Here is a 22680-nt window from a genome sequence, read left to right on the forward strand (position 1 = left end):
CCCGCCAAGACCTTCAATGGATAGGGTGCTATGTCCGGAAAAGCGCAACAGCAGTCTCGTTTGAAAGAGTTGATCAGCCGTGGTCGTGAGCAGGGTTACCTGACTTACGCGGAGGTCAACGACCACCTGCCGGAGGATATTTCCGATCCGGAACAGGTGGAAGACATCATCCGCATGATCAACGACATGGGGATCAACGTATTCGAGAGCGCTCCGGATGCGGATGCCCTGTTGCTGGCCGAAGCCGATACCGACGAAGCCGCCGCCGAGGAAGCCGCCGCCGCCCTGGCCGCGGTCGAGACCGACATCGGCCGCACCACCGACCCGGTGCGCATGTACATGCGCGAAATGGGCACCGTCGAGCTGCTGACCCGCGAAGGCGAGATCGAAATCGCCAAGCGCATCGAGGAAGGCATCCGCGAAGTCATGGGCGCCATCGCCCACTTCCCCGGCACCGTCGACAGCATCCTCGCCGAATACCAGCGCGTCACCAGCGAAGGCGGTCGCCTGTCCGACGTGCTAAGCGGCTACATCGATCCGGACGACGGCAATCTGCCGGCCGAGGAAGTCGAGCCCGAGCTGAAGGAAGCCGCCGCCGAGGCCAAGGATGACGAGGAAGAGGACGAGGAAGGCGACAGCGATTCCGACGACGAGGGCGATGGCGGCCCGGATCCGGAAGAGGCCGCCCGCCGTTTCGGTGCCGTCGCCGAGCAGCTGGAGAAGACCCGCAAGGCCCTGAAGAAGCATGGCCGCGGCAGCAAGCAGGCGGAGAAGGAGCAGCTGGCCCTGGCCGAGCTGTTCATGCCGATCAAGCTGGTGCCCAAGCAGTTCGACGCCCTGGTCGAGCGCGTGCGCGGCTCGCTGGAGCAGGTCCGCGCCCAGGAACGCGCCATCATGCAGCTGTGCGTGCGTGACGCGCGCATGCCGCGCGCCGACTTCCTGCGCCTGTTCCCGGGCAACGAAGTGGCCCAGGACTGGGCCGCCGGCCTGGCCAAGGGCAAGGCCAAGTACGCCGAGGCGATCGGCAACCTGCTGGGCGACATCCAGCGCTGCCAGGAGAAGATGGCCGCCATCGAGGCCGACGCCGGCCTGGTGATCGCCGAGATCAAGGACATCAACCGCCGCATGTCCATCGGCGAGGCCAAGGCCCGCCGCGCCAAGAAGGAAATGGTCGAGGCCAACCTGCGCCTGGTGATCTCCATCGCCAAGAAGTACACCAACCGCGGCCTGCAGTTCCTCGACCTGATCCAGGAAGGCAACATCGGCCTGATGAAGGCGGTGGACAAGTTCGAATACCGCCGCGGCTACAAGTTCTCGACCTACGCCACCTGGTGGATCCGCCAGGCGATCACCCGCTCGATCGCCGACCAGGCGCGCACCATCCGCATCCCGGTGCACATGATCGAGACCATCAACAAGCTCAACCGCATCTCCCGTCAGATGCTCCAGGAAATGGGCCGCGAGCCGACCCCGGAAGAGCTGGGTGAGCGCATGGAGATGCCCGAGGACAAGATCCGCAAGGTGCTGAAGATCGCCAAGGAGCCGATCTCCATGGAGACGCCGATCGGCGACGACGAAGATTCGCACCTGGGCGACTTCATCGAGGACTCCACCATGCAGTCGCCGATCGAGGTGGCTACCGTGGAAAGCCTCAAGGAAGCCACCCGCGAGGTCCTGGCCGGGCTCACCGCCCGCGAGGCCAAGGTGCTGCGCATGCGCTTCGGCATCGACATGAACACCGACCACACCCTCGAGGAAGTCGGCAAGCAGTTCGATGTCACCCGCGAGCGTATCCGCCAGATCGAGGCCAAGGCGCTACGCAAGCTGCGTCACCCGACCCGCAGCGAGCATCTGCGCTCCTTCCTCGACGAGTGATGACAAAACCCCGGCACAGGCCGGGGTTTTTGCATGCGCACCGACTACACTGGAAAAACCTCTAGCGCTCTCCGGAACTGCCGCATGTCGCGTCTGCTGGCCATTCTTCTGTCGTGTCTGGCGTGCTGTGCATGGCCCGTGGCTGCGCTTGAGCTCAGCCAGGAAGAGCAGGCCTGGCTGGCCACTCGCCCGGAGATCCGCCTGGGCATCGACACCTCCTGGCCTCCCTTCGAGTTCCGCAATGCCGAGGGCCGCTACGACGGCCTCAGCGCCGGCTACGTGCGCCTGATCGAGGAGCGCCTGGGCTTGCGCATGCAGCCCGTCGAACCGAAGAGCTGGAGCGAGGTGCTGCACAGCGCCAGGAACGGCCAGCTGGACCTGCTGCCCGGGGTGATGTCGACCCCCGAGCGCCAGCGCGACCTGATCTTCACCCGCCCCTACCTGGATTTCCCCATCGTCATCCTCGCCCACAGTCGCGGTCCGCAACCGCGCCGTCTGACCGACCTGTACGGCCTGAAGATCGCGGTGGTCCAGGATTACGCGCCGCACGAACTGCTGCGCAGCCGCCACCCCGACCTCAACCTGCTGCCCCTGCCCAGCGTCGGCGCAGCCCTGCAGGCACTGGCCACCGGCCAGGCCGACGCCATGGTCGGCGACCTCGCCTCCAGCGTCTGGAGCCTGCGCCAGCTCAAGCTGGAGGGCCTGGCGGTGAGCGGCGAGACTCCCTACCGCTACCAGCTGGCCATGGCCGCGCCGAAGAACCAGGCCATGCTGATCGGTATCCTCGACAAGCTGTTCGCCGACCTCAGCCCGGCGGAAGTCACCGCCCTGCAGGAGCCCTGGGTCGGCGGCGTGCTCGATCGCCGCCAGCTGTGGCGCCAGGTCCTGCTGTATGGTGGCCCCACCCTGCTGCTGGCGCTGATCGTACTGGCCATAGTGCTGCGCGGTAATCGCCGCCTGCGCCAGGAGATGCTCAGCCGCAAGGCCCTGGAGGAACAGCTGCGGCATAGCGAGCAGCATTATCGTGGCCTGGTCGAGAGCCTCAACGCCATCGCCTGGCAGATGCGCCTATCCGACTACTGCTTCACCTATGTCTCCCCGCATGCCGAGAGGTTGCTTGGCTACCCCCAGGCCGACTGGCTGCAACCAGGCTTCTGGCAACGCACCCTGCACCCGGAAGATGCCGAGCGGGCACAGAGCTACTGCCTGACGGAAACCCAGGCCGGTCGCGACCATAGCCTCGACTACCGGATGCTGACCGCCGATGGCCGGGTCGTCTGGATTCGCGACATCGTCACCCTGGTGCACAGCGACGGGCCGCTGCTGCTGCGCGGCCTGATGATCGACATCAGCGCCGCCAAGCAGGCCGAACAGGCGCAGCGCCTCTCCGAGGAAAAGTTCGCCTCGGTGTTCCACAACTGCCCGGACATCCTGGTCATCGCCCGCCGCCAGGATGGCGTGCTGCTCACCGTCAACCGCACCTTCGAGCAGCAGCTCGGCATCAGTGCCGCCGAGGCCGTTGGCAAGACTGCTACCGAACTGGATATCTGGGGTGAACAGGGCATCGGCCCGCTGCTGCTCGATCGCCTGCAGCGAGAGATGCTGAACAATTTCGAGATGCCCTTCCGGCGACGCAATGGCGAGCGCTTTACCGGCCTGATCTCGGCCCAGCACATCGTCCTCGACGAGCAGCCGGCACTGGTGGTGGCGGTACGCGATATCAGCGAACTGAAGCAAATGCAGCAGCAACTGAAAGTCTCCCAGGAGAAGTTCGCCAAGGCCTTCCATGCCTCGCCAGACGGCCTGCTGATCACTCGACTGCGCGACGGCGTGATCCTCGAGACCAACCTCGGTTTCTCCCGCATCACCGGCTACGCCATCGACCAGGTAGTTGGCCGCAGCACCCTGGAGATCGGCCTGTGGGCCGATCCGCATGATCGCCAGCAGATGATCGAGCATGTGCGCGAGCACGGCGCGCTGCACGACTTCCGCGCCTGGATCAACACCCGCCACGGTCAGCGTCGCCTAGGCGACCTGACCGTGCAGCCGATTCTGGTCGACGATGAACCCTGCATGCTGACCATCGCTCGCGACATTACCGAGCGCGAGCAGATGCAGGAGCGCCTGCACCAGGCGGCCACGGTGTTCGAGAGCACCGCCGAGGGCGTGATGATCACCGATCTGGAGCAGCGCATCACCGCAGTCAACCGCGCCTTCAGCGACATCACCGGCTACAGTGAGACCGAGGCCCTCGGCCAGAACCCGCGCCTGCTGGCGTCGGGCAAGCACGACAGCGCCTTCTACGCCGCCATGTGGCACCAGCTGGCAGCCGAGGGCCACTGGCAGGGCGAGATCTGGAACAGGCGCAAGAACGGTGAGCTGTATCCGGAATGGCTAACCATCAGCGCCGTCCGCGACCAAAGCGGGCAGATCACCCACTTCGTTGGCGTGTTCGCCGACATCAGCTCGCTCAAGCACGCCCAGGACCGCCTCGACTACCAGGCCCACCATGACCCGCTGACCGGCCTGCCCAACCGCATGCTGTTCGAGAGCCGCCTGGAGCAGGCACTCAACGATGTGCGCACCGACCACCAGCGCGGCGCCGTGCTGTTCCTCGACCTCGACCGCTTCAAACACATCAACGATAGCCTCGGCCATCCGGTCGGCGACCAGCTGCTCAAGTGCATCGCCCAGCGCCTGCGCGAGCAGCTGCGCGACATCGACACCGTGGCCCGCCTGGGCGGCGACGAATTCATCGTGCTGCTGCCCGGCCTGCACCAGCCACGCGACGCCGAGCGCGTCGCGACCAAGCTGCTGGCCTGCTTCACCCCACCGTTCCAGGCCGACGGACACGAGTTCTTCATCAGCGCCAGCATCGGCATCAGCCTGTTCCCCGAGGACGGCAACGATGTCGCCACCCTGGTCAAGAACGCCGACGCGGCCATGTACAGCTCCAAGGCCAAAGGCCGCAATCGCGTCGAGTTCTACACCCGCAGCCTGACCTTCCAGGCCACCGAGCGCATGACCCTGGAACTTGAACTGCGCCGGGCCATCGAACGCGATGAATTGAGCCTGCACTACCAGCCCAAGCTGTGCCTGAGCACTGGCACGCTGGTCGGCGCCGAGGCGCTGATCCGCTGGAGCCACCCGGTATTCGGCGACATCCCGCCAGACCGCTTCATTCCTCTGGCCGAAGAGAACGGCATGATCCTCCAGCTCGGCGACTGGGTCCTGCAGGAAGCCTGTCGGCAGATGCGCGCCTGGCAGGACAGCCATGCCCCGTTCGGCCCGCTGTCGGTCAACCTGTCCGGCAGCCAGCTACGCCAGGCCCAGCTGACCGAACGCATCGCCGGCACCCTCAGCGACTTCGGCCTGAATGCCGACAAGCTGCAACTGGAGATCACCGAAAGCTTCATCATGACCCAGGCCGAAGAGGCGCTGGTGATCCTCCATGAGCTCAAGGCACTGGGCCTGCAGCTGGCCATCGACGACTTTGGCACCGGCTACTCATCGCTCAGCTACCTCAAACGCCTGCCGCTGGACATCCTGAAGATCGACAAGTCCTTCGTCCGCGGCCTGCCCGGCGACTCGGACGATGCCGCCATCACCCGCGCCATCATCGCCCTCGGGCGCAGCCTGCAGATGACGGTGATCGCCGAGGGCGTGGAGACCAAGGCCCAGGAAATCTTCCTCACCAGCGAAGGTTGCGAGCAGATCCAGGGCTACGTGGTCAGTCGCCCCCTCGACGCAGAGGCCTTCGCCAATAATTTCCTCGGGCCGCTGGCGATTGGCAGCACGGAAAAGGCGTCGGTATAATCCGCCGCTCCTTCTGAGGGCCTATAGCTCAGTCGGTTAGAGCAGAGGACTCATAATCCTTTGGTCCACGGTTCGAGTCCGTGTGGGCCCACCAAATCGATTCAGCATCCAGACCAGCCATGGCGCTGGTCTTTTTGTTTGCGGCCAGGCCACACCTGTATCGCCAGCGATTCAGCGCCAGGCCCGATCACTCGCCAAGCTCGAACGCCTGTCCGGCACGTTTCTCGCGATACATCGCGGCATCGGCATGCTTGAGCAGGGTTTCCAGCCGATCACCATCTTCGGGGTAGTGCGCCAGGCCGATGCTGGGGATGATGCGCAGCGGGTGGCCGTCGATGCACAGTCCGCGCCCCAGCTCCTGGCGCAGCTTGGCGGTGACCCGCTCGACACTTGCCAGATGTTCGACATCCTCCAGCAGCAGCACGAACTCATCGCCGCCGATGCGGGCCACCGAGTCGGCCTCGCGCACGCACTGCAGCAGGCGGCGAGCAACCTCCTGCAGCAGGCGGTCGCCGACGGTATGACCGTAGTTGTCATTGACCTGCTTGAACTTGTCCAGATCGAGGAACACCAGGCTGAACCTGCCGCCACTGCGTCGGGCGCGGGCCAGCGCGCTCTCGATGCGGTCATGCAGGAATGCGCGATTGAGCAGCCCGGTCAGCTCGTCGTGGCGTGCCATGCGCTGCAGACGCTCATACAGACGTTTGCGCTCGATCGCCGTCGCCACCTGGGTCGAGACGAAACGCAACAGTTCTCGACTGCTCTCACTGTAGCGAGCCTGGCCACAGGGGCTGCGCAACACCAGGGCACCGATCACCCCGGCTTCAGCGAGCAAGGGCGCGCCCAACCAGCTCTGCCCGGCCTCGGTTGCCAGCAATACGGGCTGGCCGGTGCTGAGCAGCTCGCGACAAAGCTCCACCGGCGGGCTCAGAGCAGCAGCTGGGCTGGCTCGACTGTCGACATGGTAAGGGAACTCCAGCCGGTCGCCATGGGGGTCGTACAGGGCCACACAAAACTCTGTCGCAGGCAGCAGCTGGTCGACGATCTGGTGAATCTGGCAGAACAGTGCCGGCAGGTCCCGGGCCGTGTGCGCCGCCTCGGAAACACGGTAGATGGCGGCCTGCAAGGCTTCCGCCTGCTTGCGTGCACTGATGTCGCGGGCCACGCCGATGCGCAGCTGATCGGCTTCCGACCAGCGCGCCGACCACATGATGTCGACCAGGCGACCATCCTTGTGCACGTAGCGATTCTCGAAATGCGCCTGCGCCTGCCCCGCCATCACCGCCTTTGCCGTGGCCAGGGTGCGCTCGATATCGGCGGGTGCGACGAAGTCGAGCATGCGCCTGCCGATCATTTCTTCCGGCCGATAGCCGAAGATGCGCTCGCAGGCCGCGCTGACGAAAACGAAGCGGCCCCTGCCATCGACCATGCAGACCGCGTCCAGGAGCAGATCGAGTGCATCGGCGGGAAAGGTCGGGATGTGATTGTTCATGGCCTACTACGGTGGCATGGGAGCACGCTGTCACTGACGGACAACTTAGCACGCGCCCATGCCTGATCGTAGCCCGGTCAGCGCAGGGTCAGCCCGAAGGGTTCATCGGCAAAGTCGAAGCAGGCAAGAAAGGTCTTCAGATCCAGCAGACTACCCTCGACCTCGACATCCCCCAGCAGCACGCCCTTGAGCAGGCCGCTGTCGCCGGTCAGCAGGCGCTCCATGAACACCTTGTCCATGCTCAGCCTGAGCGTGGTTCCCGCGGGAATGCCGCGGTGCAGCTGGGCCACGCCGCGGCGCACCTCCAGCGCCCACTGCTCGCCGATGTCGGGGAAGTCGAAGCCGAGGGTCAGCTGCACCTCGCCGGCCTTGTCCGGATCGACGCGAGTGATCCAGTTGTTGAGGAAGATCTGCGGGGTGAAGTTCCTCGCCATCTCCGGCGACAGCAGCACCCCGCGCAATACCTGGGCCTGCTCGCGCACGTCGTCGCCATCGAAGCGCCCCTCCAGCTCCATGGCGCTGCTCAGGTACCAGTTGCGCCAGTTGATGTTCATGCTGGCGTAGCCCAGCTTGCGCAGGCTGCGCGCCTTGATGTCGCGCGCCAGCTCATCCTCGCGATCGATGCGGATGGCATAACCGGCCAGTTCGGCGGCCCACTGGTAGTCGCCCTTGAGGTAGGCCTCGCCGGCCGCCAGCAGCACCTTCTCGCGGCCCCCCATCAGGGTGATCAGGCGCTGCGCTTTTTCGCGCGGCGGGAGCGGGTCGAGGTCCACCGGGTCGCCCTGGAACCAGCCCAGGTAGCCGTTGTAGATCTGCCGCACGCTGTGCTTGACGGTGCCGTAGTACTCGCGCAGGTAGGGCGTATAGCCGGCCAGGTGCGGCGGCAGCTTAACCTTCTCCACCAGCTCGTCCGGGGTCAGGCCCTTGTTCATCCAGCGCACCGTCTGGTCGTGGATGTAGGCGATGCCGTCGCGGGTCATGCGCAGCACTTCCTCCACCTGCGCCGCGCCGCTCACCGGGCGGCCGTGCAGCGGCACCATGTGCTCGGCCTGCAGCGAGCGCAGCAGGTCGAGGCTGGCCACCCACAGCACCGGGTCGCGGAACTTGGTGCCGCGCAGGGTGTGGATGTTCGGCAGGGTCGGCCCCTGGTCGACCTCGGCACTGATCAGCACGCGGTTGTCCGGCAGGTACAGGACAATCTCGTCCGGCGCCTCGCTGAGCGCGTGGAGCAATTGCACCGGCAGCCCGGCGATGCGGGTGTCCAGACGCTCCTTGAAGGTGATGGTCGGGGCGATGAAGGTGGACGGCTCGGCCTTGGCCAGCGGCCCTATGCCGGCGTTCATGTCGCGATTGTCGGCGGGCTCGAGGAAGGTGCCGAAACTGTAGGCCGAGCGCACGCCGAGAATCGGCCCGACCAGCGCGCCCTGCGCCACCACGTTGGCCAGCAGGCTCTCGTGGGCGTAGATCTGCACCTCGCCGCTGGCCACCTGCTCGGGGCTGACGAAGGCCTGCACACCGTTGATGTGATCCGGGTGGAAGTGGGTGTAGACCACCGCCTTGACCGGCTTGCTGCTGACCTTGCGCAGCTCGTCCATGATCTTGCGCGACTCGCTGACCGACTCGCCGGTGTCGACGATGATCAGCCCCTCGGGTGCGTCGATCGCCACCACGTTGCCGAGCTGCCAGCCGACCGCCGACCAGACGTTGTCGGCCACCTTGTACAGTTTCTGGGTGAAGTGCGCGGTGTGCTGCTTCAGCTCCGGGTGGATGCTCGGCTCGATGCGCTCGTCGGGCAGTTGCGCCAGGGCGGAAAACGGCAGGGCGGCGGCCAGCAGCAGGCCGCCGAGTCGGCAGGGGAACAGGGTCATGGGCACGGCTCATTGCAGTTATTGTCATGCTGTGCAGACTGGCCGAGCCCTGCTAATAATTCCAATGCATTCCAATCAACACTTAAATGCATTGCACGCATGAACGATCTACGCCAGCTCCGCCACTTCGTCGCCCTCGCCGAGCACGGTCACTTCGCCCGCGCCGCCGAAGCCGTGCACCTCAGCCAGCCGGCGCTGAGCCGCAGCATCCAGGCACTGGAAGCCAGCCTCGGCTGCGTGCTGGTCGACCGTCACAGCCGCGGCATCAGCCTCACCGCCCACGGCCGGCTGGTGCTGGAGCATGCCCGTCGCCTGCTGGCCGGCAGCCAGGCGCTGAGCAATGCGGTGGGCCAGCTGGGCAACCTGGCCAGCGGCGAGCTGCGCCTGGGGGCCGGCCCCTACCCCGCCGCGCGCCTGGTGCCCAGGGCTCTGGGCGTGTTCGCCGAGCGCCATCCGGGGGTGCGCCTGCAACTGCTGATCGACAACTGGCAGCAACTGCACCAGCGCCTGCTGGATGACCAGATCGAGATCTTCGTCGCCGACAGCCGCGAGCTCGAAGGCGATGCGCGCCTGCGCATCGAGCCACTAGCCAGTCACCCCGGCGTGCTGTTCTGCAACCCTGACCACCCGCTGCTGCGGCGCCAGCCGCTGCGGGTGGAAGACCTGCTCGACTACCCGCTGGCCGGCACCCAGCTGCCGGCCCAGGTGGCCGCGGAGCTGCGCCGGATGAGCGGCCGCGAACAGCCGCTGAGCATCGAGTGCGACAACTTCATGGTGCTCAAGGAGCTGGTCGCGCACAGCAGCGTACTGAGCATGGCGCCCTGGGACGTGGTGGCCGCCGACGTGGCCGCCGGCCGCCTGGCCGTGCTGCAGCTGCCCGGCGAGCGGCTGACCGCGCATTCGGCCTACGGCATCGTCAGCCGCGCCGGCCACAGCCTGTCGCCGGGCGCGGAGCGCTTCCGCCAGCTGCTGCTCGATCCGCGGCTCGATGCAGCCATGACGCCCTCTGGCTGAAAACACGACTGCATCGGCCGCCGCTGCACAGGCGGCTGCCCGTCCCGGCCGGGCGAGCTCAGTCCGGGTAAACCGGCTCGCAGAGCACCTCGGTCCGGACCGAGTTGGCGATGAAGCACTCCTCATGCGCCTCGTGGTGCAGGGCATCCAGCTGCTCGCGGCCCGGCGCGGCACCGGCGAAACTCACCGCCGGGCGCAGGGTGACACGGGTCATCGCCATCCGCCCCTCTGGGTTGCGCCCCATGCGCCCCTCGGCCAGGTCGTGGTAGCTGTCCACCCGCCAGCCATCACGCGCCGCCAGGGACAGGAACCACAGCATGTGGCAGCTGGACAGCGCGGCGACGAAAGCCTCTTCCGGATCCACCGCGTCCTCGCGTGACTGCGGCAGGGGCACCACGTGCGGCGAGGATGAGCCAGGTACCGTCACGCCGCCATCGAAACGCCACAGGTGACCCCGGCTGTACTGGTTGTCGAGAAAGTCCTGGCCATCGCGCGACCAGAGAATTTCGGCGGTATAGCACGCCATCACGAACCTCCTCTCATGGGCATGGCCGACCAGCATACCCAAGGGCGCAGCCGAATGGCTGCCCCTGCCAATCACTCCAGGGTCAGGCCATGCCGCTGGTACAGCCCCTGCACCCAACCGTCGCGGTACATCTGCAACAGCGCCTCGCGCAGGCGCTGCAGCTGCGCGGCGTCCACCTCGGGATGGCAGGCGATGTCCTCCATCAGGGTGAGGAAGGGCAGCACCTCGCGCGGCGCCGGACCGCCCTCGACGGCGGCGACCACCGCCGCGCTGGTCGCCCACAGGCGCGCGCGGCTGCGCTGCAGCATGCTCAGGTTGAGCGACTCCTTGTTCGAATAGATCACCTGCAGGCCGACCCCTTCCAGGTACTCGCCGGCACCCGAGCCCTGGTGGCTGAGGATGCGCAGGCCGCGGGCCTGTTCCAGGCTGCTCAGGCGCAGGTCATCGTCGGCCTTGGCATACAGCCCCAGGCGCGACACCAGCAGCGGGCCGACCCAGACATAGCGCGGTTCACGCTCCTGCTGGCGCTCCACCAATAGCACGCAGCTGCGTTCCTGCTGCTGGACCCGCAACAGGGCCCGCTGCAACGGCAGGAAATCGAGGCGGTAGGCGATGCCGGCGCGGCGGAACAGCTCGTCGGTCAACTCGGCCACCAACCCGCTGGCGCCGCCATCCTGGCGCTGCTGCATCAGCGGCGCGCGCTCCCAGGCGAACAACTGCAGCTCGGCGGCCGCCACCGGCATGCCGAGCAGGGCCAGCCACAGCAGGCTAATCCCACGCATGCAGCGCCTCCCGGTACGGCAGGGTGCGCCCCGGCGGCCGCTCGTTGTCCAGCTGCGGCCAGGGCGCGCCCGGCTGTGCCAGCCAGTGCTGGGCGCCGCGCGACGGATTGAGCTGCGGCGCGCAGGGGTGGCGCTGGCGCCGGCCGACCTGCTCCAGGTGGCGGTCGAATTCCGCCGCCAGGTTGCCCAGGGCCTGGCTGGCGCTGAGGCGCCCGGCCACCGCCGGGTGCAGCTGGCGCCACCACAGGCTGGCCATGCCGCTGTAGTCCGGCACGTTGGCGCCGGTGGGGGTCCAGCGGCGCGCCGCCGGGCTGCGGTAGAACTCCACCAGCCCGCCCAGGCGCGGCGCCGCGGCCAGCAGGGCAGGCGAATCGAGGTCGGAGCGGCGGATCGGCGTCAGCCCGACCAGGGTCTTGCGCAGCGACACGCTGCGCGAGGTGACGAACTGCGCGTACAGCCAGGCGGCCTGGCGCTGGCGCAGCGGCGTGGCCTTGAGCAGGGTCCAGGCGCCGACATCCTGGTAGCCGGACTTCATGCCGTCCTGCCAGTAAGCGCCGCGTGGCGACGGGGCGACCCGCCACTTCGGCCGGCCCTCGGCGTCCACCACCGGGCTGCCCGGCTTGGTGTAGTCGGCGGTGAAGGCGGTGTACCAGAAGATCTGCTGGGCCACCTGGCCCTGGGCGGCGACGTTGCCGGCCTGGTTGAAGCTCATCCGCTGCGCCTCCGGCGGGGCGTAGCGCTGCAGCCAGTCGACGTACTGCTGCACGGCGTAGACCGCCGCCGGGCTGTCCAGCGCACCACCACGGGCGACGCTGGCGCCGGCCGGGCGACAGCCTTCGACGCGGATGCCCCAGTCGTCCACCGGCAGGCCGTTGGGCAACCCCGGGTCGGCCACCCCGGCCATGCCCAGCCAGGCGTCGGACAGGCGCCAGCCCAGCGAGGGGTCGAAGCCGCCGTAGTCCATGTGGCCGTAGACGCGCTGGCCGTCGATCGCGCCGACCTGCTCGGTGAAGAAGGCGGCGATGTCCTCGTAGGCCGTCCAGTTCTGCGGCACGTCCAGCTCGTAGCCGTAGCGCTGGCGGAAGGCCTGGCGCAGCTCGGGGCGGGCGAACCAGTCCTGGCGGTACCAGTAGAGGTTGGCGAACTGCTGGTCGGGCAGCTGGTAGAGCTTGCCGTCGGGAGCGGTGACGAAGGGCAGGCCGATGAAGTCGTCCAGCTGCAGGGTCGGCGAGGTCACACCGGCGCCCTCGCCGGCCATGAAGTCGGACAGCACCAGCACCTGGTCGTCGCGGAAATGCTGGCCGAGCAGGTCGCTGTCGCTGACGTAGGCGTCGTACAGCGGCAGGCCGGTCTGCTGCTGGGTGCGCAGCTTGTTGACCACGTCGTCCTCGCCGCTGATCTCGTGGATCACGCGGATGCCGGTGAGGCGGCTGAACAGCGGCGCCAGCACCGTGGCCTCGTACCAGTGGGTGGGGATGCGCTCGGCGATCACCCGCACCTGCACGCCGGCGAACGGCTGCCCGGCCGCGGCGAACCAGGCCAGCTCGGCGCGTTGCTCGGTGAGGCTCAGGGAACTGGGCTGCAGCTCGGCCATCGCCTCCTGCAGCGGATCGGCAGCGTGCGTGGCCGCGCTCAGCAACAGGCCGAGCAAAATCGCAGCGCGCATCAAGGACTCCTTATTGTTGTCTGCAGAGTCTAGGCGGCGCCGGCAGATCGGCCTAGCGCGGCGCGGAAAAATCGCCGGCTTCCGCCACCAACGCCGCCAACAGCTCGGCCGCCGGCAGCTCGCGGGCCAGCGGCGCGCCCTGGCCGGCCCAGTGCGCGGCGAAGTCGTGGCAGCCCTGGGTGCTGGCCGCGGCATGCAGGGCCTTGGCCGCGTCGTAGGCGATCGGATAGTCCGGCAGGGCCGCGCCGAGGTCGCCATACAGGCGGTTGGGCAGGCCGCGCGCCGGGCGCCCGGAGATATTGGCGGTGATCTCGGTACGGGCCGCCCGTTCACCCTTCAATGCAGCGCGGTAGGCGGCGTTGGCGGCGGATTCCGGGCACAGCACGAAGGCGGTACCCAGCTGCACGCCGGCCGCGCCCAGGGCCAGGGCGGCGCGGATGCCGGCGCCGTCCATGATGCCGCCGGCGGCGATCACCGGCAGGCGGCTCTGCCGCACCAGCAGGCGGACCAGCGCCAGGGTGCCGAGGCCGGCATCGCCCTGCTGCGGATCGAACACGCCGCGATGGCCGCCGGCCTCGATGCCCTGGGCCACCAGCGCGTCGACCCCGGCCGCCTCGGCCAGTTTCGCCTCGGCCACCGTGGTGACACAGGCCAGCAGGCGGATGCCGGCGTCCTTGAGGCGCTCGATCCAGGCCTGCGGCGGCAGGCCGAAGTGGAAGCTGAGCACCGCCGGGCGCTGCTCCAGCAACAGCTCGAGCATGCCCGGGTCGGCCAGGAAGCTCGGGTAGATCTCGCGCAGCGTCGCCGGCGGCGCTGCGCCGAACTCGGCGAACAGCGGGCGCAGGCGTTCGCACCAGGCCGCCTCGCGCGCCGCGTCGGCCTGCGCCGGGGCATGGCAGAACAGGTTGTAGTTGACCGGCAGGCTGGTCAGCGCGCGGGTCTGCGCGATCAGCTCGCGGGCCTGCGCCGGGCTGCTGGCGCCCAGGCCCAGCGAGCCGAGGCCGCCGGCCGCGGATACCGCGGCGGCCAGCGCCGGGGTGGAGACCCCGACCATGGGCGCCTGGATGATGGGATGGCGGATGCCTAGCAGAGAGCAGAGGGCGGCGGACATGCGGGACTCCTGAGCCAAGGGTGCGCGCCATTATCGACGGCCTGCGACCTAGGTCCAATGGCCCGTGGCAGGTACGTGGCTAAGATGGAAGAACTCGAGCAGCGGAACCCCACCCATGTCGACCACCGCCGCGGGCAAGACGGCCGTGCTGCAGAACATCCATGGCACCATGGAGTTCCTGCGCAAGCACCCGCCGTTCAACCAGATGGAGAGCGCTCACCTGGCGTTCCTGGTGGAGCATTGCCAGCTGCGTTTCTACGCCGCCGGCGAGAGCATCCTCAAGCCCGGCGACGGCCCGGTGCAGCACTTCTTCATCGTCAAGCAGGGCCTGGTGGTGGGTGAGCGCCCGCACTCGGCCAAGCGCGGCAGCGAGACCACCTTCGAGATCGCCAGCGGCGAGTGCTTCCCCCTGGCCGCCCTGCTCGGCGAACGCGCCACCCGTACCGAGCACCTGGCCGGCGAGGACACCTTCTGCCTGCTGCTGCCCAAGGACGCCTTCGTCCGCCTGTTCGCCCAGTCCGCGCCATTTCGCGACTTCGCCCTGCGTGGCGTGTCCAGCCTGCTCGACCAGGTCAACCAGCAGGTGCAGCTGCGCGCGGCGGAGAACCTCGGCGCGCAGTACTCGCTGGACACCCCGCTGCACGAGCTGGCCATGCAGCAGCCGGTGGCCTGCGCCGCCGACCTGGCGCTGCGCGAGGCGGTCAGACGCATGCACGAGCAGCATGTCGGCAGCATCGTCATAGTCGATGCGGCGCAGCGCCCGCTGGGCATCTTCACCCTGCGCGACCTGCGCCGCGTGGTGGCCGCCGGCGAGTCGCTGGAGCAGCCGATCGCCGCGCTGATGACCCAGCGCCCCTTCCACCTGCCGCCCAGCGCCAGCGCCTTCGACGCCGCCCTGGCGATGACCGAGCGGCACATCGCCCACGTCTGCCTGGTCGAGCACGAGCGCCTGGTCGGCGTGGTTTCCGAGCGCGACCTGTTCTCCCTGCAGCGCGTCGACCTGGTGCACCTGGCGCGCACCATCCGCCATGCCGGGCGCATCGAGACCCTGGTGGCGCTGCGCAGCGACATCCGCCTGCTGGTCGAGCGCATGCTGGCCCACGGCGCCAGCTCCACGCAGATCACCCAGCTGATCACCCTGCTCAACGACCATACCGTGTGCCGGGTGATCGAGCTGGTGCTGGAGGAGCTGGGCGACCCCGGCGTGCCCTTCAGCTGGCTGTGCTTCGGCAGCGAGGGGCGCCGCGAGCAGACCCTGCACACCGACCAGGACAACGGCATCCTGTTCGACGCCGACAGCCCCGCGGAGGCCGAACGCATCCGCCAGCTGCTGCTGCCGCGCGCGCGGCGGATCAACCAGCTGCTGGCAGAGTGCGGCTTCAGCCTCTGCCCCGGCCAGATAATGGCCGGCAACCCGGCGCTGTGCCTGTCGCAGCGCGAATGGGCGCGGCGCTTCGCCGGCTTCGTCCGCGAAGCCACCCCGGAGAACCTGCTGGGCTCGAGCATCTACTTCGACCTGCGCGTGGCCTGGGGCGCCGAGGACGGCTGCGCGCAGCTGCGCGAGCAGCTGTTCGCCGACATCGAAGGCAACAGCATCTTCCAGCACCTGCTGGCGGCCAACGCCCTGCAGCACCGCCCGCCGCTGGGACGCTTCCGCGACTTCGTGGTGGCACGCAAGGGCGCCGAGAAGGACACCCTCGACCTCAAGGTGGAGGGTCTCACCCCCTTCGTCGACGGCGCCCGCCTGCTGGCCCTGGCCCATGGCATCGGCGACAGCAACACCCTGCGCCGCTTCGCCGAGCTGGTGCGCCTGGGCGTGATCGACGCGCAGGACGGCGCCGCCTTCGAAGAGGCCTACCACTTCATCCAGCAGACCCGCCTGCAGCTGCACCAGCAGCAGGCCAGCCAGGGCCTGCCCTTCTCCAACCGCCTCGATCCGGACAGCCTCAACCAGCTGGACCGACGCATCCTGCGCGAATCCTTCCGCCAGGCCCAGCGCCTGCAGGCCAGCCTGGCGCTGAGGTACCAGCTATGAAGAAGAAGCTGCTCGACTGGCTGCGTCCCGCCTGCGACCCGCGCTGCGCCCAGCTGTCGGCGCCGCGCCCGCTGGACGACCGCCCGCTGGCGCAGCAGCGCCTGGTGGTGGTGGACCTGGAAACCAGCGGCCTCAACCTGCAGCGCGACCAGCTGCTGGCCATCGGCGCGGTGGTGATCGAGGACGGCGCCATCGACCTGCGCCAGCAATTCGAATGCACCCTGCACCGTCCCGGCCACCAGGCCAGCGCCAGCACCCTGATCCACGGCATCGCGCCCAGCGCCATCGCCGCCGGGCGCGATCCGGCCGAGGCGCTGCTGGAGTTCATGGCCTTCGTCGGCGACAGCCCGCTGCTGGCTTTCCATGCCGCCTTCGACCAGCACATGCTGCAGCGCGCCCTGCGCGAGAGCCTGGGCTATCGCCTGCAGCACCCCTTCGTCGATGTCGCCGAGCTGGCCCCGCTGCTCTGCCCGCAAGGCCCGCGCCAGCGCGCCGGGCTGGACGACTGGCTGGCCCTGTTCCAGCTCCAGGCCAGCGAGCGCCACCACGCCAGTGCCGATGCCCTGGCCACCGCCGAACTGGCCCTGATCCTGTTCAGCAAGGCCCGCCGTCAGGGCCTGGACAGCCTGGCCGAGCTGCAGCGCCAGTGCCTGGCACGCCGGCGCCGACAGCTGGCGCCCTCGCTTTGATAGAGCGCATCGATATCATTGGTAAATAATTCTTGATTCCATCCTGACCTCATCGTCACTAGAATGCCGGCTTCCTGCAGCCGAAATCCATCCGCCCATGCGCTCCACCACCCTGCGTCGCTGGTCCTTCGTGCACACCTGGACCAGCCTGATCTGCACCCTGTTCCTCCTGCTGCTGGCACTGACCGGCCTGCCACTGATCTTCCACCACGAGATCGAGCACCTGCTGGGCGAGGCGCCGCAGCTGCGCGAGCTGCCGGCGGACAGCCCGCGCCTGTCGCTGCAGCAGCTGGTCGAGGCCGCCGAGCGCCACCGCCCCGGCGAAGTGGTGCAGTACCTGGGCTGGGAAGAGGACGAGCCCAACGGCGTGGTGACCATCATGGCCGCCACGGCCGGCACCGAGCCGAATTCCTCGCACACCTTCATGCTCGACGCCCGCACGGGTGAAGCAGTCGAGATGCCGGCGGCCAACGGTGGCTTCATGATGCTGATGCTGCGCCTGCACGTGGATCTGTTCGCCGGCCTGCCGGGCAAGCTGCTGCTGGCCTTCATGGGCATCCTCTTCGTGGTGGCGATGGTCTCCGGCGTGGTGCTCTACGCGCCCTTCATGCGCAAGCTGAAGTTCGCCGAGGTGCGCCGGGACAAGTCCACCCGCCTGCGCTGGCTCGACCTGCACAACCTGATCGGCATCGTCACCCTGACCTGGGCGCTGACCGTGGGCGTCACCGGGGTGATCAGCGCCTGCGCCGACCTGCTGATCGAAGCCTGGCGCAACGACACCCTGGCGACCATGGTCGAGCCCTACCGCGACGCCCCGCCGCTCACCGAGCGAGCGCCGGCCGACGAGCTGCTACGGATTGCCGGAGAGGCCGTGCCGGGCATGCGTCCGGACTTCATCGCCTTCCCCGGCACGCGCTTCTCCAGCGCGCACCACTACGCGGTGTTCATGGTCGGCAGCACGCACCTGACCTCGCACCTGTGGACCCCGGTGCTGATCGATGCGCGCAGCCTGGCCGTCACCGCCGTCGGCGACCGCCCCTGGTACATGGACGCCCTGGCCATGTCGCAGCCGCTGCACTTCGGCGACTACGGCGGCCGGCCGATGCAGATCCTCTGGGCGCTGCTGGATGGGCTGACCATCATCGTCCTCGGCAGCGGCCTGTACCTCTGGTGGGTGCGCCGCCGTGCACCACGCCAGGCGCTGCGCGACGAGGTGGCGGCATGAGGCAGTCGACCTTCGCCATCCCCGTGCTGCTGGCCGTGCTCGGCGCCGCCGGCCTGTTCGCTGCCCTGCTCGGCGACGGCGGCTGGGACGCCCTGGCCTGGCTCGGCCTGGGCCTGCCGGCCGTGCTCGGCAGCTGGCCGCTGCTGCGGCGCTAACGCACCGCTCAGGGCTTGCTCAGCATCTCGCGGTGAGCCTTCAGCTGTTCGAGCATCTGCTCCATGTGCTGGATGTGCTGATCCACCTGCTCCGGCGTGTCCAGCGGCATCATCATGCCGGCGCCCTTGCCCATGCCCATCTGCATGCCGCCATGCAGCGGGCAGCCGCCCATCATCTGCATGCCGCCGCCCATGGCCTGGCGGTGTTCCAGCATCAGCTTGTGCCGTTCCTCCGGCGACTTGCCGGCCATCCAGCTCTGATGCAGCTCGCGCATCTGGCTCATGTGCTGCTGCCACTGCTGTTCGCTGCCGGCATCCGTGGCGGCCCAGGCAACGCCTGCCAGGCTCAGCGCCAGCAGGCCAGGGAGAAGAGTCTTGGTGTTCATCGCATTGCCCTCTGCAAGGCTGGAAGAGCTTTCACTCTAGGCCAGCCTCCAGCCAGGGCGCTGATCTGGGTCAACCATCGCTCGGCTGGCCATGCGCTAGGCGAAAATGGCGGGGCCGGAAAAAAGAAAACCCCGCTTGCGCGAGGTTCTGCAGACTGGTCCTGACATCCGTGATCGGTGCGCCGTCCTGGCGAACAATCCCTCATGTCCCTGTTGTTGGCGGTGCGCTTCCTGCGCTAAGTCCTTGAACGGCAATTTAATCTGGCCGATAGCAGGTTGATAGCAGCGATCGTCAGCACACCCTGTAAGCCAATGCTTACACGGCCACCGAGCGGGAAAGGGTTCACAAAGACGGCCTGGCGGCTATCATCGCGCGCCTGATTCCTGCGCCCCGCGCAACCGAGCCCGAAGATGAAACCGCAACTGATCGCCGCCGCCGAAATCGACCGCCTGGAAACCTGGAGCAAGTACAACAAGGACATGTGCACCAGCTGCCATTCCACCTGCTGCACCCTGCCGGTGGAGGTGCGCATCGTCGACCTGATCCGCATTGGCGTGGTCGACGAGTTCGAGCGCGGCGAGCCGCCGAAGAACATTGCCAAGCGCCTGCAGAAGGAAGGGCTGATCGAGCGCTTCAACCAGAAGTCCGGCATCTTCACCCTGACCCGCATGAGCAACGGCGACTGCATGTACCTGGACCGCAAGACGCGCCTGTGCACCATCTACGACAAGCGCCCGGACACCTGCCGCAACCATCCGCGCATCGGCCCGCGCCCGGGCTACTGTGCCTGGCGGCCCAAGCAGTAAGGCCCGCTGGCGGAATTCCGCCAGGCAAAACCCCACACCTGGCGAAATCTCGCCACGCATTTCTCCCGGAGGCCCGAAAATCGGGCCCTGCAGCCGAGGCGACGGCTGGCATCCGGGTTGCTAATGCCCTACCCCGACAGCGCAGCGTCCGGCTCCGACTAGAGTGATAGAGGATCTGGACGAGCCGCTCTTCGCCCTAACAATCACAACAAAGGATCACTCCGCATGTTCAAGCAGACTGCCATGGCGCTCGCCTGCGCCCTGTCCTTCGGCATCGCCGGCCTGGCCCAGGCCGCCGACCCGATCATCATCAAGTTCTCCCACGTGGTCGCCGACAGCACGCCGAAAGGCCAGGGCGCCCTGCTGTTCAAGCAGCTCGCCGAGGAACGCCTGGCCGGCAAGGTCAAGGTCGAGGTCTACCCGAACTCCTCGCTGTTCGGCGACGGCAAGGAAATGGAGGCGCTGCTGCTCGGCGACGTGCAGATGATCGCCCCGTCGCTGGCCAAGTTCGAGCAGTACACCAAGCAGCTGCAGGTGTTCGACCTGCCCTTCCTGTTCGACGACATGGCCGCGGTGGACCGCTTCCAGCAGAGCGCCGAAGGCCAGCAGCTGCTGACCTCCATGGAGTCCAAGGGCATCACCGGCCTGGCCTACTGGCACAACGGCCTCAAGCAGCTGTCGGCCAACAAGCCGCTGCGCGAGCCGAAGGACGCCCGCGGCCAGAAGTTCCGCGTGCAGGCCTCCGCCGTGCTCGAGGAGCAGTTCAAGGCGGTGCGCGCCAATCCGCGCAAGATGAGCTTCGCCGAGGTCTACCAGGGCCTGCAGACCGGCGTGGTGAACGGCGCCGAGAACCCCTACTCGAACATCTACAGCCAGAAGATGCATGAGGTGCAGAAGTACATCACCGAGTCCAACCATGGCCTGCTGGACTACATGGTGATCACCAACACCCAGTTCTGGGACGGCCTGCCGGAGGACGTGCGCGGCGAGCTGAGCAAGATCATGGCCGAGGTCACCGTCGAGGTGAACAAGCAGGCCGACGCCCTCAACCAGGGCGACAAGCAGCGCATCCTCGAGGCCAAGACCACCGAGATCATCGAGCTCACCCCGGAGCAGCGCAACGCCTGGCGCGAGGCCATGCAGCCGGTGTGGCAGAAGTTCGAAGGCGAGATCGGCGCCGACCTGATCAAGGCCGCGCAGGCCGCCAACCAAGCTCCTTGATCCGCACCGCGCCGCTGCCCGCACGGCGGCGGCGCCCCGTCGACTCCGCCATCGGGAGATGCCATCCATGAACGCCCTGCGGCGCGTCTGGGACCACTTCGAGGAAGGCTTCATTGCCTTCCTGCTGGGGGCCATGACGCTGGTGACCTTCGTCTACGTCATCCTCAACAACCTCTACACCCTGTTCTACAACCTGGCCGACCGCTGGCCGGCGGCCAGCGACACGCTGTTCGCCATCGGCGACGGCATTCTCGCCGCGGCCCAGGCCATGACCTGGAGCAACGCGCTGACCAAGGCGCTGTTCGCCTGGCTGATCTTCTTCGGCCTGTCCTATGGCGTGCGCACCGCCGGCCATATTGGCGTGGACGCCCTGGTCAAGCTGGCGCCCAGGCATATCCAGCGGGTCATCGGGGTGATCGCCTGCCTGTGCTGCCTGGGCTATGCCGGGCTGCTCAGCGTGGCCAGCTTCGAGTGGATCCAGACCCTGTTCAAGGCCGCCATCGGCGCCGAGGACCTGGGCCACTACGGCATCATGCAGTGGCACATCGGCCTGATCGTGCCGCTCGGCTTCGCCCTGGTATTCATCCGTTTCGCCGAGATCCTGGTGCGCATCCTGCGCGGCCGGCAGACCGGCCTGGGCCTGGCCGACGAGGCGGCCGAGGCGATCAAGCTGACCGAACACGAGGAACACAAGCCATGACCGTCCTGTTCCTCTTCCTGCTGCTGTTCCTGCTGATGTTCATCGGCGTGCCGATCGCCATCTCCCTCGGCCTGGCCGGCTCGCTGACCATCATCCTGTTCAGCCCCGACTCGGTGCGCTCGCTGGCGATCAAGCTGTTCGAGACCAGCGAGCACTACACCCTGCTGGCCATTCCGTTCTTCCTCCTGGCCGGCGCCTTCATGACCACCGGCGGCGTGGCGCGCCGCCTGATCGACTTCGCCAACGCCTGCGTCGGCCACATCCGTGGCGGCCTGGCGATCGCCGCGGTGCTGGCCTGCATGCTGTTCGCCGCGCTGTCCGGCTCCTCGCCGGCCACGGTGGCGGCGGTCGGCTCCATCGCCATCGCCGGCATGGTGCGCTCCGGCTATCCCCAGGCGTTCGGCGCCGGCATCGTGTGCAACGCCGGTACCCTGGGCATCCTGATCCCGCCGTCGATCGTCATGGTGGTGTACGCCGCCGCCACCGAGACCTCGGTGGGCAAGCTGTTCATGGCCGGCGTGGTGCCGGGGATCATGCTCGGCGTGGTGCTGATGGTGGCGATCTACATAGTCGCGGTGAAGAAGAACCTGCCGGCGCTGCCGCGGGCGACCTTCCGCGAGTGGCTGGGCGCCGCACGCAAGGCCATCTGGGGCCTGCTGCTGATGGTGATCATCCTCGGCGGTATCTACTCCGGCATGTTCACCCCCACCGAGGCGGCCGCCGTGGCGGCGATCTACTCGGCCTTCATCGCCCTGTTCGTGTACAAGGACATGAAGGTCCATGAAGTGCCGCGGGTACTGGTGGAGTCGGCCAAGCTCTCCATCATGCTGATGTTCATCATCGCCAACGCCATGCTGTTCGCCCACGTGCTGACCACCGAGCAGCTGCCGCAGCAGATCACCGCCTGGGTGCTGGACGCCGGCCTGACGCCGATCACCTTCCTGCTGGTGGTGAACATCGTGCTGCTGATCGCCGGCGCCTTCATGGAGCCCTCGGCGATCATCCTGATCCTGGCGCCGATCCTCTTCCCCATCGCCATGGAACTGGGCATCGACCCGATCCACCTGGGCATCATCATGGTGGTCAACCTGGAGATCGGCCTGGTCACGCCACCGGTGGGGCTCAACCTGTTCGTCACCTCGGCGGTGACCGGCATGCCGCTGACCGCCACCATCCGCGCGGCCATGCCCTGGCTGATGATCCTGCTGGCCTTCCTGCTGCTGGTCACCTACGTGCCCTGGATCTCCCTGGCCCTGCCCAACTGGATCGGCATGAGCTAGGTCGAAGCGCCTCCCGCAACCCTGAGCCCGGC

Annotated in this window: 18 protein-coding genes and 1 tRNA gene; 12 read left to right on the forward strand and 7 right to left on the reverse strand. The window is 67.7% G+C overall.

The window, feature by feature from the left end:
* Positions 1-30: 30 nt before the first annotated feature.
* The 3 genes from rpoD to DMO17_RS00260 all read left to right on the forward strand — a co-directional run bounded on the left by rpoD (position 31) and on the right by DMO17_RS00260 (position 5785).
* Positions 31-1875 (forward strand): RNA polymerase sigma factor RpoD, encoded by a 1845-nt coding sequence (gene rpoD / locus DMO17_RS00250; RefSeq protein ID WP_110680314.1) that lies wholly within the window; start codon positions 31-33, stop codon positions 1873-1875.
* 84 nt (positions 1876-1959) lie between these two features.
* A complete protein-coding gene (locus DMO17_RS00255; RefSeq protein ID WP_110680315.1) occupies positions 1960-5691 on the forward strand; it encodes a bifunctional diguanylate cyclase/phosphodiesterase in 3732 nt (1243 codons plus the stop codon).
* A 17-nt stretch (positions 5692-5708) separates the two neighbouring features.
* Positions 5709-5785, forward strand: a tRNA-Ile gene (locus tag DMO17_RS00260).
* Between the two features lie 93 nt (positions 5786-5878).
* Here DMO17_RS00260 and DMO17_RS00265 read toward each other — a convergent pair.
* The gene (locus DMO17_RS00265; RefSeq protein WP_110680316.1) at positions 5879-7183 is read right to left on the reverse strand and encodes a diguanylate cyclase domain-containing protein; all 1305 of its coding nucleotides are present in this window, start codon (positions 7181-7183) and stop codon (positions 5879-5881) included.
* A 77-nt stretch (positions 7184-7260) separates the two neighbouring features.
* On the reverse strand, positions 7261-9051 hold the full coding sequence (locus tag DMO17_RS00270; protein ID WP_110680317.1) for an alkyl/aryl-sulfatase: 1791 nt from the start codon (positions 9049-9051) through the stop codon (positions 7261-7263).
* 99 nt (positions 9052-9150) lie between these two features.
* Here DMO17_RS00270 and DMO17_RS00275 point away from each other — a divergent pair, with 99 nt between their 5' ends.
* Complete coding sequence (locus tag DMO17_RS00275; protein WP_110680318.1) at positions 9151-10065, forward strand: LysR family transcriptional regulator; 915 nt, start codon at positions 9151-9153, stop codon at positions 10063-10065.
* A gap of 58 nt (positions 10066-10123) precedes the next feature.
* On the opposite strand, the gene DMO17_RS00280 is transcribed toward DMO17_RS00275, so the two are convergent.
* From DMO17_RS00280 to DMO17_RS00295, 4 genes are all read right to left on the reverse strand, one after another.
* Positions 10124-10591, reverse strand: coding sequence for an OsmC family protein (locus tag DMO17_RS00280; RefSeq protein WP_110680319.1), 468 nt, complete (start codon positions 10589-10591; stop codon positions 10124-10126).
* Between the two features lie 71 nt (positions 10592-10662).
* The gene (locus DMO17_RS00285) at positions 10663-11373 is read right to left on the reverse strand and encodes a substrate-binding periplasmic protein (protein WP_110680320.1); all 711 of its coding nucleotides are present in this window, start codon (positions 11371-11373) and stop codon (positions 10663-10665) included.
* Entirely contained in the window at positions 11360-13039 is a 1680-nt protein-coding gene (locus DMO17_RS00290) for an ABC transporter substrate-binding protein (protein WP_110680321.1), read from the reverse strand. The genes DMO17_RS00285 and DMO17_RS00290 overlap by 14 nt, the downstream gene beginning before the upstream one ends.
* Before the next feature lie 52 nt (positions 13040-13091).
* Positions 13092-14150: an NAD(P)H-dependent flavin oxidoreductase gene (locus tag DMO17_RS00295; protein WP_110680322.1), complete on the reverse strand. Its 1059-nt coding sequence runs from the start codon at positions 14148-14150 to the stop codon at positions 13092-13094.
* Positions 14151-14265: 115 nt separating this feature from the next.
* Here DMO17_RS00295 and DMO17_RS00300 point away from each other — a divergent pair, with 115 nt between their 5' ends.
* From DMO17_RS00300 to DMO17_RS19650, 4 genes are all read left to right on the forward strand, one after another.
* Positions 14266-16185: a putative nucleotidyltransferase substrate binding domain-containing protein gene (locus tag DMO17_RS00300; RefSeq protein ID WP_110680323.1), complete on the forward strand. Its 1920-nt coding sequence runs from the start codon at positions 14266-14268 to the stop codon at positions 16183-16185.
* Positions 16182-16874: a 3'-5' exonuclease gene (locus DMO17_RS00305; RefSeq protein WP_110680324.1), complete on the forward strand. Its 693-nt coding sequence runs from the start codon at positions 16182-16184 to the stop codon at positions 16872-16874. The genes DMO17_RS00300 and DMO17_RS00305 overlap by 4 nt, the downstream gene beginning before the upstream one ends.
* A gap of 97 nt (positions 16875-16971) precedes the next feature.
* The gene (locus DMO17_RS00310) at positions 16972-18099 is read left to right on the forward strand and encodes a PepSY-associated TM helix domain-containing protein (RefSeq protein ID WP_110680325.1); all 1128 of its coding nucleotides are present in this window, start codon (positions 16972-16974) and stop codon (positions 18097-18099) included.
* Positions 18096-18254, forward strand: coding sequence for a hypothetical protein (locus tag DMO17_RS19650; protein WP_181418705.1), 159 nt, complete (start codon positions 18096-18098; stop codon positions 18252-18254). Before DMO17_RS00310 ends, DMO17_RS19650 begins: the two co-directional genes overlap by 4 nt.
* Before the next feature lie 8 nt (positions 18255-18262).
* On the opposite strand, the gene DMO17_RS00315 is transcribed toward DMO17_RS19650, so the two are convergent.
* Positions 18263-18640: a hypothetical protein gene (locus DMO17_RS00315; protein ID WP_110680326.1), complete on the reverse strand. Its 378-nt coding sequence runs from the start codon at positions 18638-18640 to the stop codon at positions 18263-18265.
* 411 nt (positions 18641-19051) lie between these two features.
* Between DMO17_RS00315 and DMO17_RS00320 the strand changes: the two genes are divergently transcribed.
* From DMO17_RS00320 to dctM, 4 genes are all read left to right on the forward strand, one after another.
* Entirely contained in the window at positions 19052-19447 is a 396-nt protein-coding gene (locus DMO17_RS00320; protein WP_110680327.1) for a YkgJ family cysteine cluster protein, read from the forward strand.
* A gap of 225 nt (positions 19448-19672) precedes the next feature.
* Positions 19673-20668, forward strand: a complete 996-nt coding sequence (gene dctP / locus DMO17_RS00325; protein ID WP_110680328.1) for a C4-dicarboxylate TRAP substrate-binding protein DctP — start codon at positions 19673-19675, stop codon at positions 20666-20668.
* 67 nt (positions 20669-20735) lie between these two features.
* Positions 20736-21368, forward strand: a complete 633-nt coding sequence (locus DMO17_RS00330) for a TRAP transporter small permease (protein ID WP_110680329.1) — start codon at positions 20736-20738, stop codon at positions 21366-21368.
* Positions 21365-22648 carry a C4-dicarboxylate TRAP transporter large permease protein DctM gene (gene dctM / locus DMO17_RS00335; RefSeq protein ID WP_110680330.1) on the forward strand — a complete coding sequence of 428 codons (1284 nt, stop codon included), beginning with the start codon at positions 21365-21367 and terminating at the stop codon, positions 22646-22648. The genes DMO17_RS00330 and dctM overlap by 4 nt, the downstream gene beginning before the upstream one ends.
* Positions 22649-22680: the final 32 nt, after the last annotated feature.

Origin of the sequence: Aquipseudomonas alcaligenes (genome assembly GCF_003205495.1) — a bacterium.
In the GTDB taxonomy this organism is placed as follows: domain Bacteria; phylum Pseudomonadota; class Gammaproteobacteria; order Pseudomonadales; family Pseudomonadaceae; genus Aquipseudomonas; species Aquipseudomonas alcaligenes_B.